Below are 14,026 nucleotides of genomic sequence, written 5' to 3'. Positions count from 1 at the left end.
GGGCGCGCTGGCATAACTTCGGGCTCAACCGGGTTGGCAGCGCATCGTCCCGAGGAGTTCGCCCGTGCATCAGCCAGACACCCAACGCCGACGGAACCGGTGGCTCTCCGAGCGCCGCCGGTCCGCGGTGAGCACCGCCATCGCGGCAGCCACGACGGCGTTCCTCCTTGGGCTCGACGGCAGTTGGGCCAAGCTCTCGACGGCGGACGGGTGCGTGCTGATCCTGCTCGCGTACCTCTTCCCGTACCTCATGCTCACCACGGTCGCCTTCTCGACCGCGTCCCCGGAACGCGTACGCACCTGGGCGCAGCGCGAGACGCGGGGCACGACGCTTCAGCGGTACGTGTTCGGGACGGCGCCCGGGCCGGGGGTGTCGATCTTCATCGCGGCGGCCGCGCTGGTCGTGGCGATGGTGTGGCTCCCCGGCCACATCGGCTCCGTACTCGATCCGGCGCCCCGCGCGGCGGTGGCACTGGTCCTGGTCGCCATCGCCTGGGTCTGCGTGGCCGTCTCCTTCGCGGTCGCGTTCCAGGCGGACAACCTCGTGGAGAACGAGGGCGCGCTCGAATTCCCGGGCCAGGAAACCGCGTTGTGGATCGACTACGTCTATTTCGCCTTCTCCGTCATGACGACGTTCGGCACGACCGATGTCGACGTCACGTCCCGGGAGATGCGCCGGACCGTGACGGTCAACTCGTGCATCGCGTTCGTCTTCAACACGATCACCGTGGCGAGTCTGGTCTCTGCGCTGCAGGGCATGTGAGTGGCGAGGGGCGCGTCGCCGTCGCCGTCGCCCTCAGTGTCGGAGTCGGAGTCGGAGCCGGAGTCGAGCGTGGCCCCTCAGCGGCGGCGGCTCAGGCGGTCCGACATGCGGTCGAGAGCCCACCCCGCCTTCAGTGCCGCCGCGCCGAGAGCGAAGGAGGGCATGTAGGGAGGCCGCGGACGCCAGATGACCCGCAGGTCGTCGTGGATCTCGTCGCCGACCAGCCGGTCGGCCAGCAGGGTGCCGATGTAGGGCGATTGCGACAAGCCGTGGCCGTTGCAGCTGACGGCGTAGAAGACGTTCTTCGCGGCCTCCCCGGCGACCGGGAGGAACGACGTCATGGCGACCCAGCCGCCCCAGGCCCGCTGGGGAGCGACGTAGCCGAGGGACGGGAATCGCTCGTGGAAACCTCGGACGAGATCCGCCACCACTGCGCGATCCGGTTCGCGGGCGCCCAACACCGGGGGTGCCGCCTGGAGTCGGCGGGTGCCGAACATGATCGTGCCGCGGGCGGTGCGCCGGTAGTTCTCGAGAATCGTGTGCGGGGTGATGATGCCGGTACGGCTCGTCCAGCCGATCGCCGCCAGCCGGTCGGGATCGACCGGTTCGGTCTCCACCAGGCTGGTCCAGACAGGCGTGATACCGCTCGGGGCGATCTCGAGGTCGCGGGAGTCGGCGTTGGTCGCGAGCACGACCCGCTCGGCACGGACGCGCCCGCCGGGCACGCCGACCACGACGTCTGCGCCATCGGGTTCGACGGCTTGCGCGGCCGTCCGTTCGAACACCTTCGTGCTCGACGCCAGGAGCGCGGCCCGGAGTCCGAGTGCGAGCTTTCCGGGGTTCAGCAGACCCCCGGCCCGCTCGAAGATGCCGCCCAGGAACGTTGCCGGGAGGCCGAAGTCACGGCCGTCGACGAACTCCACGTCTGCCCCCGCGTCGCGGAGGATCCGCATGTTCTTCTTCAAGCGCCGGACTTGGCCGGTGGACACCCCCGCGATGACGTTGCCCGTGGCGTCGTACTCGCAGTCGAGGGCGAGGCGGTCGATCAGCCCTGCGGTGAACTCCGCCGCATTCTCGCCGTACCGCACGAGGTCGCGGAGTCGGCGCCGGTACAGCAGGCGCAGGAGTTGCGGGTCCCCGGCCAGGGCGTTGGACAAGTAGCCCGCGTTGCGTGAACTCGCACCCCAGCCGCAGTACCCGGCCTCGAGCAGCACCACGTCAGCCCCGCGCTCCGCGAGCCGGAGGGCCGTCGCCATGCCGGCGAGACCACCGCCGACGACTGCGACATCGCACCGGATCTCGCCTTCCAACGCCGGCGCGAAATCGGCGGGCCGATCGGTCCACCCCGTGAACGCCGAGTAGGTCACGCCCCCGGTGGGCGCATGTTTCGCCATGGAGTTCCTCGCCTCCCGTTCCCCCGTGTGCAGCGGAGGACGAGCCGTCAGGTTGTAGATCTCGAATCGTGTTCGAGTTTACATGTATGGCTGTCTCTCAGGTCGCGTCGGCTGACAGACGGCGTTGATCACTTGTCGGCAGCAGCCCGCTACCGCCTACTCATCGTCAGCCGGCAGCGCGCCCGACGCATCTTCGACCGCTTCGTGTTCACGGGGGCGTGGCGCATGAAGGGCCTCCTCGTCGGCCCCGATGCGCCCTGCAACTCGCTCCGCCCGGCGCCCACCAACCGGCCTTGGAGCCCGTCACCTTCACAGAGTCCTGCGTCCTACTCAGGGACGTGCACTCGGCGCGTCAGCCGCCCCAACGACCCACAGCATCCAGCCCGTTGAACCAAAGCCGGGCAAGGGCCCCAGGAGTGCTGATCCATCTGCAGTGGACAAGGCCCTGCCCCTGAGGGGCGGGGCCTGGCTGTCGATGGGCTCGACGCATCGCCTACGGCATCGGGATCTCGAAGTGCACCGTCCCCACCCCGGGGCCGTGTTCTCCGGTGGTGCGGGCGTCGAAGATCTCCTTGGCCTGGCTGCGCCAGAAGCCTTCCGCGCCGGGGGCGTTGGTGTTGGTGTGGAGGTAGATGCTGTCGTAGCCGGGTGTGGTCGCGGCGAAGTCGCAGGCCCGGCGCACCAGTGTCCGGGCGAGGCCGGCGCGCCGGTGCTCCGGCCGGACGTAGACGCGGACGAGCTGGGCGGTGCTGCCCGAGGGGTAGCGCTCGGCGAGCCAGCGGGGGTGCGGGGGATGGGCGGGTCCCGTCGACCGTACGCCCGTCGTGGCCACCACGTCGCCGTCGTGCAGGGCGACGAGGAGTAGGTGGCGGGGGTCGTCGAGGTAGGTGTCCTCGAGGGCGATGACGTCGGCGTGCCAGGCGGGGACGTAGCCGTATCCGAAGTCCCGGTAGAAGGTGTCCAGCATCAGGCGGCGCGCGCCGGGGACGTCGGCCGGGGTTGCGGGGCGGATCGTGTACGGGGTGTGGTCCATGGGTGGCTCCTGGTTCGTGTGCTTGAACGGTGAGTGGCGTGCGGCGTCAGGGAGTTGGCAGCCCCGGGCCGGTGCAGTGCAGGTCCGTCGGCGGTACCGTCCCGTCGACCAGGTACGCGGCCGTCGCCCGGTCCACGCACGCGTTGCCGCGGCTGGCGAACACGCCGTGCGAGTAGTCGTCGTGGAGGGTGATCAGGCGGGAGCCCGGCAGCCGGTCCTGGAGTCGGCGTGCACCTTCGATCGGCGTGACGGGGTCGTGCTCGGAGGCGATCAGGAGGACGGGCGGCGCTGCGGGGCTGCCGAGCGGGGTGCGCCGGCGGGGCTCGTGGTGCCAGTAGGCGCAGGCGGCGGCCTCCAGGCCGGTGAGGATCGGCTGCGGGTCCGCGCGGCGGATGCGGCGCAGGTCGGCGAGGACGCGGGAGGGCGTGGGGCCGGGGCCGTCCGCGCACTTCACGGAGCGGTTGGCGGCCTCGAACACGCGTGAGGCGGGATTGCCGAAGGGTTCCGCGGGGCGCAGCCCGGCGGCGTCGCCGTCCCGCAGATACGCGCGGATGCCGTCGGCGAGCGGCGCCCAGCGCTCGGTGCGGCCCAGGGCCCGGTACACGGCGCGGTCGAACTCGGCGGGCCCGAAGCCGTCCTGCGGCCGGGCGGCGAGCCCGCGACGGGTCCGCTCGTAGGCGGTCCGTACCTCGGTCGCGTCGTCCCCGAGGCCGAAGCGGCTCTCGTGCCGGGCGGCCCAGGCGAAGAACACGTCGCGCTGGCGCCGGAGTTCACGGCTCTGCCGGACGTCGAAGTCGTGCCAGTCCCACGGGCCCACCACGCTGTCGAGCACCATGCGGCCGACACGGTGCGGGAAGCGGGCGGCGTACGCGGCCCCCAGGTAACTGCCGTACGAGACGCCGAGGAAGCTCGTCCGCGGCTCGCCGAGCGCAGCGCGGACGGCGTCCATGTCGCGGACGGTCGCGGCGGTCGACAGGTGCGGAAGGGCGGCACCGACGCCGGCGGCGCAGTCGTCCGCCATACGGTCCAGGGAGTCGAGATACGCCTGCTCCGCGGCCTCGCCGACGGGCACGGGGTCGGCCCCCGGGCTGTCGAAGAGCCCGCCCATCGGGCCGCAGTCCGCGGGCGCGCTGCGACCGGTGCCGCGCGGGTCGAAGCCGATCACGTCGTACGCGCGACGCACGCTCGCGGGCAGCTTGGCCCGCTTGGTGACGGCGTACGGGAGTCCGGAGCCGCCCGGCCCGCCGGGGTTGACGAGGAGGATGCCGCGCCGCTCCTCGGGCGTACCGGAGGCCGGCACCCGTGAGACCGCGATGCCTATCCGTTCGCCGCCCGGCTGGTCCCGGTCGAGCGGCACCTGGAGCGTGCCGCATTCGACGCGGTCGGGCGCGGGCGGCGTGGGCACCGACTCCGGGCAGGCACCGAAGCGGAGCGAGGCCGCGGCGTGGGGCTCGGCCCGGGCGGGTGCGGCCGTCGTCGGCGAGGCGAGGGCGGCAGGGGAGGCAAGGGCGGCGGTGAGGGCGCACAGCACACGGCGGGAGCGGCTGGGGCGTACGGCAGGAGGCACGGGTCTCGCGTTTCCAGAGGCGGTGTTCCCGGAGGTTTCCAGGAGTCGGCGTTTCTGGCGGACCGCCAGATGACAATGAAAACGATTGTCGATAAGGTCCCTCTCGGTCAAGCCGACGCGCATGCCAAGCGCCACCGCCGGCCGGACCGGACCGCTCAAACACGCTGAAAAAAGGGGAAGTTGTGGCACATCTGCTGATGGTCGAGAGCTGGGTCGGGTCCATGAGCAGACTGCTGCCACGGGCCATCCGGGAGGCCGGGCACGAGTTCACCTTCCTCACCCGTGACCTGCACCACTACCTCCGCTCCGCACCCGAGGGCGCCGCGCACCCGCTGCTCGGGGCGCGCCACGTGCTCACCGCCGAGACCAACGACATCGAGACGCTGCTGCCTTTCGTCGAGCGGGCCCACGAGGCGCTGCGCTTCGACGGGGTCATCACGTCCTGCGACTACTACCTGCCGACGGCCGCGCGCATCGCCGACCTCCTCGGGCTGCCCGGACCCACGGCCGAGGCCGTCGAGACCGCCTGCCGCAAGGACGCCACCCGGCGGGTGCTCGCCGAGGCCGGGGTGCCCGGACCGCGCTTCGCCGTCTGCGACAGCCTGGCCGCCGCCGCCCAGGCGGCCCGCGACATCGGCTACCCGCTGGTGCTCAAGCCCGTGGACCTGTGCGCCGGCATGTTCGTGCGCCGCGTCGACGACGAGTCCGAACTCACCGCCGCCTTCCGGGCGCTCGCCGACTTCCCCGTCAACGCCCGCGGGCAGCGCCGCGACCCCGTCGTCCTGCTCGAAGAGCTCCTCGACGGGCCGGAGGTCAGCGTCGAGACCGTGTCGTACGCCGGGAGCGCGCAGGTCGTCGGCGTCACCGACAAGAGCGTGGGCGGGGCACCCGCCTTCATCGAGACCGGCCACATGTTCCCCGCAGCGCTCCCGGCGGCGGACACCGAGGCCGCCGTGGACACCGCGGTGCGGGCGGTCAAGGCGCTCGGCCTGGACGAGGTCGTGACCCACACCGAGATCAAGCTGACCGCCGACGGGCCGCGCGTCGTCGAGGTCAACCCCCGGCCCGCCGGCAACCGCATCACCGAGCTCGTCCGGCACGTCACCGGCATCGACCTCGCCGCCGCCGCGGTGGACGTCGCCCTGGGACGGCAGCCCGACCTGAGCCGCCGGGCCACAGGACTGGCCAGCGCCGCCATCGGCTTCCTCGTACCGGACACCGGCGGAACGCTGACAGCCGTCGACGGCGCCGACCAAGTGCGTGCTGCCGACGGCCTGTTGGAGCTTCAGCTCGCCGAGCCCGGCAAGGCCGTGAAGGCCGCGGGCAGCAACAACGAATACCTCGGCCACGTCATGGCCGGCGACGCGGACGGGCCCGGCGCCCGCGACCGCGTCGAGGCCCTGCTCGCCGCCCTCTGTCCCCGCGTGGAGGCCGCCCGGTGACCGCCCTCACGGACCTGGCCGCACCTGCCGTACGCACCACCGCCTCGTCGTACGACGACCTCGTCCGGGCGGTCCTGGCCGGGGAGTTCGGCCCCGACCCGCGCGGTGAGCGGATCTCGGTGGCGTTCACCACCCGGCAGGCGGTACGGCACGAGGGGCGCAGCGGCGGCTATCGCAACGAGGTCCTCAGCCTGCGTCTCGGCGAGGCCGTCGGCTCCTGCGCGGTCGAGCCCGGCGAGCTGCCGGACGGCGCCGTCGAGGAGTGCGTCGGCGCGGACGTCGCCGGGCTCCTCGGCCATGAGCGGCTTTCGGTGCGGGTGGCGGCTCTGGACGCGTATCTGATGCGGGTGCGCCCGCACCGTCCGGAGAACGGGGCGCAGCCCTGCCCGCTGCCCGCCGGTACGTCGCTCGAGAAGTCGCGGGCACGGGCCCGGGCCGTCGTGGAGCTGATCGACGCGGAGCCCGGGGCCACGGTGCTCGTCGTGGGCGTGGTCAACTCGCTGCTTGAGGCGCTGCGGGCGCGCGGCCTGCGGTACGTGCCCTGCGACCTCAAGGGCGGCACGACCGAGTGGGGCGAGCCCGTACGCACGGACGCCCTGGCCGAGTTGGGCGGCTGCGACGCCGTGCTCGCCTCCGGCATGACCCTCGGCAACGGCAGCTTCGAGCCGCTGCGGGAACACGCACGGCGCCACGACAAGCCGCTCGTGATGTTCGCGCAGACCGGCAGCGCGGTGCTGCCCCCGCTGATCGGCGCCGGAGTCACCGCGGTCTGCGCCGAGCCGTACCCCTTCTTCTGGCTGGACGGCGGCGCGGGGACCATTCACCGCTACGGAGCGGCCCGGTGACCCTGACCACCACCGCGACGACCGCCACCGCGAACTGCCCGCGCGCCAACCGTGATCTGCTCGGCCTGCTCGGCGGCACCCCGCTCGCCCGCGTCACCGTCGACCTGCCCTGCCCGCAGCCCGGCTTCTGGGCCAAGCTCGAAGGGCTCGGCGCCGGCGGCATGAAGGCGAGGGCCGCCGTGTCCATGCTGCTCGGCGCCCGCGAGCGCGGCGAACTGCGGCCCGGCGCGCCGGTGGTGGAGTCGACCTCGGGCACGCTCGGCATCGGCCTGGCCTTCGCCGGGCAGGCCCTCGGCCACCCCATCGTCCTGGTCGGCGACAGCGAACTCGAGCCGTCCATGCGGCAGTTGCTGCGTGCGCACGGCGCCCGCCTGGAAGTCGTCGACCGCCCGGCCGCCGAGGGCGGCTGGCAGGCCGCGCGCCTGGCGCGGCTGCGCGAACTGCTCACGGAACTTCCGGACGCGTACTGGCCCGACCAGTACAACAACCCCGACAACACCACCGGATACGCCTCGCTCGCCGCCGAACTGGCCGTCCAGCTCGACCACTTGGACGTCCTGGTGTGCAGCGTCGGCACCGGCGGACACAGTGCGGGCGTCATCGGGCCGCTGCGGCGGCACTGGCCGGACCTGCGGCTCATCGGTGTGGACGCCACCGGTTCGACGATCTTCGGTCAGCCCGCGCGGCCCCGCCTGATGCGCGGCCTGGGCAGCAGCATCCACCCGCGCAACGTCGCCTACGACGCGTTCGACGAGGTCCACTGGGTGGGCCCCGCCGAGTCCGCCGACGCCTGCCGCCGCCTCGCCTCCGGGGCCTTCGTCAGCGGTGGCTGGAGCACCGGCGCCGCCGCCCTCGTAGCCGCCTGGGCCGCCCGCGTGCACCCGGGCGCGGTGGTCGCCACGGTCTTCCCCGACGGCCCGCACCGCTACCTGAACAGCGTGTACGACGACGACTTCGCCGCCGCCCACGGCATCGACCGCGCCACCCCTGCCGTACGCCCCGTCGAGATCCCGCACCCCCGCGCGGTGGAGGCGACCGGCTGGGCCCGGTGCACCACTGTCACCGACCCCCTCGACGCCCCGGCCGACCACCCCCTCGGCACTCCCACGGAAGAGCATCAGTGAAGGCCAGCCTCCGCACCGTACGTCTCCGACTCACCGAACCCCTGCGAATATCCCGCTCCACCATGGCCGCCCGCGACGCGGTGTGGCTGACCGTCGAGCACGACGGGCTGCACGGTCACGGCGAGGCCGTCAGCAGCGTGTACTACGGCCTCGACGCCTCGGCCCTCGGGCTTCACCTGCTCGACGAGGGACGGTGGTTGGCGGGCTTCGCCGACCCCGAGCACGCCCTCGACGCGGTGCGGCACGAGGGCCGCCCCGGTGTCCCGCCGAGCGTGACCGCGGCCGTGGAGTCCGCGCTGCTCGACCTGGCGGGCAAGCGGGCGGGCCGCCCCGTCCACCAACTCCTCGGCCCCGGCGCCCCGTTGGACGCCCCGTCCGCCGCGACCGCCCGCACCATCGGCATCACCTCGCCCGAGAACGCCGAAGCCCAGGCCGCCGCGTTGGCCCGGGCCGGATTCTCCGTGCTGAAGATCAAGGCCGGTAGCCCCGACCCCGCCGACGACCTGACGCGGGTACGGGCCGTCCGAGCCGCCGCCCCGCACGCCCGCCTGCTGCTCGACCCCAACGGGGCCTGGAGTTTCGACGCGGCCCTTCAACTCCTGCCGCACTACGCCGAGTTGGATGTCGAGGCCGTCGAGCAGCCGCTGCCGCCCGGCACACCCGACGAGCTCGCACGGCTCGCCGAGCGGTCGCCGCTGCCGATCATCGCCGACGAGGACGCCGTCGACTTCGACGACGCCCGGCGCCTCGCCGGACGCGTCCACGGCATCAACGTCAAGCTCGCCAAGTGCGGGGGCGTGACCGCGGCCCTGCGCATCGCCGAGCTGATCGCGGACACGGACACCGCGCTGATGCTCGGCTGCCTGACCGCGAGCACGCTCGGCATCGCCCCCGCCGTCCACCTCGTCGACCGCGCCCGCTGGGTCGACCTCGACGGGCATCTGCTGCTCGCCGACGACCCGTGGACCGGCATCGGCGGCACCGACGGAACCGTGACCGCCGGCCGGGAACCGGGGCTCGGTGTGCGTCCGCGCGACGTGCCGGAGGAGGCGGACGCGTGCTGAACACCTGGCGTGAAATGCGCGGCTTCCCGCTCGCCATCCGGCTGCTCCTGGTCAACCAGCTCGGCGTCAACACCGGCTTCTACCTCCTCGTCCCCTATCTCGCCCTGCACCTGAGCGACGACCTCGGGCTGTCGGCGGCGGTCGTCGGGATCGTGCTCGGCGTGCGCAACCTCAGCCAGCAGGGGCTTTTCCTCATCGGCGGCTCGGCCTCGGACCGGCTCGGCGCGCGCGGCGTCATCATCGCCGGATGCGCCCTGCGGACGGTCGGCTTCGGCCTGTTCGCGCTCGGCGACGGACTGCCCGTGCTCCTGGCCGCGTCGGTGCTCAGCGGGCTCGCCGGGGCCCTGTTCAACCCGGCCGTACGCGCCTATCTCGCGCTGGAGGCGGGGGAGCGCAAGGCCGAGGCGTTCGCCCTGTTCAACGTCTTCGCCACCACCGGTGCCCTGATCGGGCCGCTGCTCGGCAGCGCCCTGCTCCTCGTCGACTTCCGGACGTCCGCGCTCACCGCCGCAGGCATCTTCGCGGTCCTCACCGTCGCCCAGGCGCTGGTGCTCCCGGCGCGGAAGGTCGAGTCCAGCGGCAACAGTGTCGTCGCGGACTGGCGTGAAGTCGTCGCGAACCGGGGCTTCGTGGCGTTCGCCCTGGCCATGGTCGGCCTGTTCACCATGGAGAACCAGCTGTATCTGCTGCTCCCGGACGGCGCCCGCCGCGCCACCGGCTGGGACGGCGCCGCGGGGATCGTCTTCCTGGTCGGCACGCTCACGAACCTCGCGCTGCAGCTGCGCGTGACCCGTGCGCTGAAACGGCGGGGGAGCAGGGCGCGTTGGATCAGCATCGGGCTCGCCCTGATGGGTCTCTCCTTCCTGCCGCCGATGGCGGTCGGGCTCTACGACGGCGCCCCCGACGGCCTCACGGACGCGGCCCTGCGCGCCCTGCCCGTCCTGGCCGGAGCCCTGCTGCTCTACCTCGGCGTGATGATCGCCCAGCCGTTCGTGATGGAGCTGATCCCCGGCTTCGGGCGCCCCGAGCTCACCGGCACCTACTTCGGCCTGTTCTACGTCGTGTCGGGCATCGCCGCCGCCGTCGGCAACACCGTCGTCGGCTGGGCCATGGACACGGGCGCGCACACCGGCCTGCCCTGGCTGCCCTGGCTGTGCTGCCTGTCCTTCGGCCTCGCCTCCGCGGGCGGCGTGGCCTGGCTGCACCGGCGCCACGTCCTGCCCGCCCAGCCCGAACCCGTACCGGCGACAGCATGAGCGAGCGACGCATGACCACCACCACCGAGACCAACGGGGCGGCCCCCGCGACGGCCGAGAACCTCCTCACCGACAACCCCGAGCTGTACGAGGCCCGCTTCCCCGACCCCGAACGGCTCGCCGGACGCTGGGCGGAGGACTGCCTCAGCCGATACGGGGCCGGAACGCGCGTCCTCGACCTCGGCTGCGGCACCGGCCGGGACGCCGCCCATCTGCACGGCGCGGGCCGCACCGTCACCGGCGCCGACGTCTCCGAGGCGATGCTGACGCACGCCCGCACCCACCACCCGGGACCCGACTACGTCAGCGCCGACCTCCGCGAATTCACGCTCCCCGGGCGGGAGTTCGACGCCGTGGTCTGCCTGGACAGCGCCCTCCTCTACTGCCACACCAACGCCGAACTCGACGGATTCCTCTCCTCCGTCCGGCGCTGCCTCGCGCCCGGCGGGCTGCTCGTCGCGGAGATGCGCAACGGAGCCTTCTTCCTGGGCCGCACCGAACTCCTCGACGCCCCGCGCGTCAACACCTTCACCTGGCAGGGCACCGCCTACCGCTCCACCACCACCCTGTACGTCGACCGCACCGCGCAACTCCTGCGCCGTACCCGGGTGTGGACCGCCGACGACGGGTCCGCACCCGTCGAGCAGCGCTCGGCCTGGCGGCTGCTCTTCCCACAGGAACTCCGCTACGTCCTTGCCGCTCACGGCTTCGAGGTGCTCGCCCTGTACGACGGCCCGGGCCCGCGCACCGAACCGCCCTGGCGTGAGGGCGACGCACCCGGCTCCGCCACGGAGGCCGACCGACTGCACCTCGTCGCCCGCCGCACGCACGGTCGGCACCCCAACTGAGCCCCGCCCCCCACGACTTCCACCGCTCCCGACGCAAGGACTCCGACATGAACGACGTACCCCGTAACGACGCACCCGGTAACGACGCACCCGGCAACGGCGTACCCGGCAACGGCGACCGCTTCCCCGGACTGCGCCGTCGCGGTTTCCTCGCCGCCACCTCGGGCGCCGTCGGACTCGGCGCGCTCGCCCTCGCCGGATGCGGGTCCTCCGGCTCCACCAACACCTCCGCCAAAGGCGGCAAGCCGCAGCGGGGCGGCCGGCTGCGCGCGGCGTTCGCGGGCGGCGGGGCGAGCGAGACCCTCGACCCGCACCTGAGCAACCTGTTCGCCGACGTGGCCCGCGCCAAGGCCCTCTTCGACAAGCTCGCCGACTACGGCGCCGACCTGTCCGCCGAGCCGCGTCTCGCCTCCGGCTGGGAGCCGAACGGCAAGCTCGACCGCTGGAAGGTCACCCTCCGCAAGGCCACGTTCCACAACGGCGCACCCGTCACCGCCAAGGACGTGCTCTACAGCTACCGCCGCATCGCCGACCCGAAGAAGGCGTTCCGCGCCAAGGCCGACCTGGAGCCCATCGACCTCAAGGCCAGCCGCGCCCTGGACGAGCGGACCGTCGAGTTCGTGCTCAAGCGGCCCACCGCCGAATTCCCCAGCGTGCTCGCCGCGTTCGGCGCGTACATCGTCCCCGAGGGTGCCCAGGACTTCGACCAGAAGCCGGTCGGCAGCGGCCCGTTCCGCTTCGTCTCCTTCGCCCCCGGCAAGTCCGCCGTCTTCAAGCGGAACGCGGACTACTGGGACGGCGCCCCGCACCTCGACGAGCTGGAGATCGTCATCGCCAACGAGGAGTCCGCGCGGGTCAACGCCCTCCTCGGCGGCCAGGTCGAGTACGCGCACGAGCTCAACCCCACCACCGGCCGCGCGCACGAGGGGAAGGGGCAGATCGAGATCGTACGGCTCCGCAACAGCGCCATGCAGTCGTTCGCGATGAAGACCGACCGCAAGCCCTTCGACGACAAGCGGGTCCGCGAGGCGTTCTTCCTCATCGCCGACCGCAAGGAGCTGGTCGACGGCGCGCTGTCGGGCGCGGGCGAGATCGGCAACGACCTGTTCGGCAAGGGCTACGAGTACTACGCCGACGGGCTCCCGCAGCGCGAGCAGGACCTGGACCGCGCCAAGTCCCTGCTGAAGAAGGCCGGCGCCGAGGACCTGACCGTCACGCTTGACACCTCACCGGTCGCCGCGGGATTCCCCGAGGCCGCCGCGATCTTCCGCGACCAGGCCGCCAAGGCGGGCGTCACCATCAAGGTCAAGACCGGCAGCAAGGACAGCTACTGGACGGACATCCTCGACGGCGGCACCCTCTGCTCGTACCGCTCCGGCGCCATGCCCATCACGACGCACATCTCGCAGCGCCTGCTCACCGATTCCAGCACCAACGCCACGCACTGGCAGCACAAGGACTTCGACGCGCTCTACCAGCAGGCCCAGTCCACCAAGGACAAGAAGGCCCGCGCGGACGTCTACCAGCGGATGCAGCGCCGCCTGTACGCCGAGGGCGGCTTCCTCATCTGGGGCTTCGCGGACTGGATCCTCGGCACGGCGAAGAACGTGCGGGGCGTCCAGACGGACGCGCCCGCCAACTCCCTGGACTGGGCCCGGTTCGACAAGGTGTGGCTCGCGTGAGCGGACTCACGTCCTGGGTCGCCCGGCGGCTGCTCCTCGGCGCGGTGCAGACGGCAGCGGTCGTGCTGCTCGTCTTCGCCCTCACCGAGGCGCTGCCGGGCGACGCCGCCGTCGCGCTCGCCGGGGACCAGCCGGACCCGGCGCGGATCGCCGCCATCCGCGAGTCGATGGGCCTGGACCGGCCCGCCGTGGAACGCCTCGCGGACTGGTCGGCGGGCCTGCTGCACGGGGACTTCGGCACGTCCCTGGCCTCGGGCCGGCCGGTGAGCACGTACATCGCGGACGGCTTCGGACCGACGCTGCTGCTCGCCGCGCTCACCGTCCTGCTGCTCGTGCCGCTCGCCGTGGGCCTCGGTGTGCTCGCCGCCCGCCACGAGGGGAGGCTCGCGGACCGGCTCGTCAGCTCCGCCACCCTCGGGCTGTACGCCGTACCGGAGTTCGCCTGCGGAGTGCTCCTCATCACGGTGTTCGCGATCCGGCTCGGCTGGCTGCCGCCGACCGCCGTCGGCTACGGCACGGATCTCCTCGCCCACCCTGCGGCACTCGTCCTGCCGGTCGTGGTGCTCCTGTCGCGCCCGGTGTGCACCCTCGCCCGTCTGGTCCGCGCCGGAATGATCGACGCCCTCGCCGCGCCGTACACCGCGCAGGCCCGCCGCTACGGCATCCCCGGCGCCCGCATCCGCTACGCCCACGCCCTGCCCAACGCCATCACCCCCGCCACCCAGCAACTCGCCCGCACCGTGGACTGGTTGCTCAGCGGGGTCATCGTCGTGGAGGCGCTCTTCGTGATCCCCGGACTCGGCACCGTACTGATCAACGCAGTCGCCGAACGTGACATCCCCGTCGTGCAGGGCCTCGCCGTCGTGTTCGGTGTCCTCACCGTCGTCCTCAACACCGGCGCCGACCTGGTCGCCCGGCGGTTCGCACCACGAGGGGAGGTCGCCGCGTGAAGACCGTCACCGAACGAGACGAACGGACTGCCGGCACGCAGCCCGCCGACGGGACCCG

At 72.7% G+C, this 14,026-nt stretch carries 12 protein-coding genes; 9 read left to right on the top strand and 3 right to left on the bottom strand.

The features are described 5' to 3' along the window. The first annotated feature begins 64 nt into the window (after positions 1-64). Positions 65-763 carry a DUF1345 domain-containing protein gene (locus ACIDOF_RS33145; RefSeq protein WP_409009902.1) on the top strand — a complete coding sequence of 233 codons (699 nt, stop codon included), beginning with the start codon at positions 65-67 and terminating at the stop codon, positions 761-763. A gap of 77 nt (positions 764-840) precedes the next feature. Here ACIDOF_RS33145 and ACIDOF_RS33140 read toward each other — a convergent pair whose 3' ends face one another. The 3 genes from ACIDOF_RS33140 to ACIDOF_RS33130 all read right to left on the bottom strand — a co-directional run bounded on the left by ACIDOF_RS33140 (position 841) and on the right by ACIDOF_RS33130 (position 4,757). Continuing rightward, positions 841-2,157, bottom strand: coding sequence for an NAD(P)/FAD-dependent oxidoreductase (locus ACIDOF_RS33140; protein ID WP_409009901.1), 1,317 nt, complete (start codon positions 2,155-2,157; stop codon positions 841-843). Between the two features lie 493 nt (positions 2,158-2,650). Continuing rightward, on the bottom strand, positions 2,651-3,190 hold the full coding sequence (locus ACIDOF_RS33135; RefSeq protein WP_409009900.1) for a GNAT family N-acetyltransferase: 540 nt from the start codon (positions 3,188-3,190) through the stop codon (positions 2,651-2,653). 46 nt (positions 3,191-3,236) lie between these two features. Beyond that, positions 3,237-4,757 (bottom strand): alpha/beta hydrolase, encoded by a 1,521-nt coding sequence (locus ACIDOF_RS33130; RefSeq protein WP_409009899.1) that lies wholly within the window; start codon positions 4,755-4,757, stop codon positions 3,237-3,239. Positions 4,758-4,939: 182 nt separating this feature from the next. Here ACIDOF_RS33130 and ACIDOF_RS33125 point away from each other — a divergent pair, with 182 nt between their 5' ends. Genes ACIDOF_RS33125 through ACIDOF_RS33090 form a run of 8 tightly spaced genes read left to right on the top strand, consistent with a single transcriptional unit; the run spans position 4,940 to position 13,968 of the window. Next, the gene (locus tag ACIDOF_RS33125; RefSeq protein ID WP_409009898.1) at positions 4,940-6,199 is read left to right on the top strand and encodes an ATP-grasp domain-containing protein; all 1,260 of its coding nucleotides are present in this window, start codon (positions 4,940-4,942) and stop codon (positions 6,197-6,199) included. 14 nt (positions 6,200-6,213) lie between these two features. Next, positions 6,214-7,044, top strand: a complete 831-nt coding sequence (locus tag ACIDOF_RS33120) for a Rossmann-like domain-containing protein (protein ID WP_409009965.1) — start codon at positions 6,214-6,216, stop codon at positions 7,042-7,044. Next, positions 7,041-8,168: a PLP-dependent cysteine synthase family protein gene (locus ACIDOF_RS33115; RefSeq protein WP_409009897.1), complete on the top strand. Its 1,128-nt coding sequence runs from the start codon at positions 7,041-7,043 to the stop codon at positions 8,166-8,168. Before ACIDOF_RS33120 ends, ACIDOF_RS33115 begins: the two co-directional genes overlap by 4 nt. Then, the gene (locus ACIDOF_RS33110) at positions 8,165-9,232 is read left to right on the top strand and encodes a mandelate racemase/muconate lactonizing enzyme family protein (RefSeq protein WP_409009896.1); all 1,068 of its coding nucleotides are present in this window, start codon (positions 8,165-8,167) and stop codon (positions 9,230-9,232) included. The genes ACIDOF_RS33115 and ACIDOF_RS33110 overlap by 4 nt, the downstream gene beginning before the upstream one ends. Beyond that, positions 9,229-10,488, top strand: coding sequence for an MFS transporter (locus ACIDOF_RS33105; RefSeq protein WP_409009964.1), 1,260 nt, complete (start codon positions 9,229-9,231; stop codon positions 10,486-10,488). The genes ACIDOF_RS33110 and ACIDOF_RS33105 overlap by 4 nt, the downstream gene beginning before the upstream one ends. A gap of 11 nt (positions 10,489-10,499) precedes the next feature. After that, complete coding sequence (locus ACIDOF_RS33100; protein WP_409009963.1) at positions 10,500-11,336, top strand: class I SAM-dependent DNA methyltransferase; 837 nt, start codon at positions 10,500-10,502, stop codon at positions 11,334-11,336. A gap of 47 nt (positions 11,337-11,383) precedes the next feature. Further along, positions 11,384-13,018 (top strand): ABC transporter substrate-binding protein, encoded by a 1,635-nt coding sequence (locus tag ACIDOF_RS33095; protein ID WP_409009895.1) that lies wholly within the window; start codon positions 11,384-11,386, stop codon positions 13,016-13,018. Further along, positions 13,015-13,968 carry an ABC transporter permease gene (locus ACIDOF_RS33090; protein WP_409009894.1) on the top strand — a complete coding sequence of 318 codons (954 nt, stop codon included), beginning with the start codon at positions 13,015-13,017 and terminating at the stop codon, positions 13,966-13,968. The genes ACIDOF_RS33095 and ACIDOF_RS33090 overlap by 4 nt, the downstream gene beginning before the upstream one ends. The last annotated feature ends 58 nt before the right edge of the window (positions 13,969-14,026 follow it).

The sequence above is a fragment of the Streptomyces sp. Da 82-17 genome, assembly GCF_046098215.1.
In the GTDB taxonomy this organism is placed as follows: Bacteria; Actinomycetota; Actinomycetes; order Streptomycetales; family Streptomycetaceae; genus Streptomyces.
Note: the sequence above shows the minus strand (reverse complement) of the source record. Positions and strands in the feature narration are given on the sequence as shown.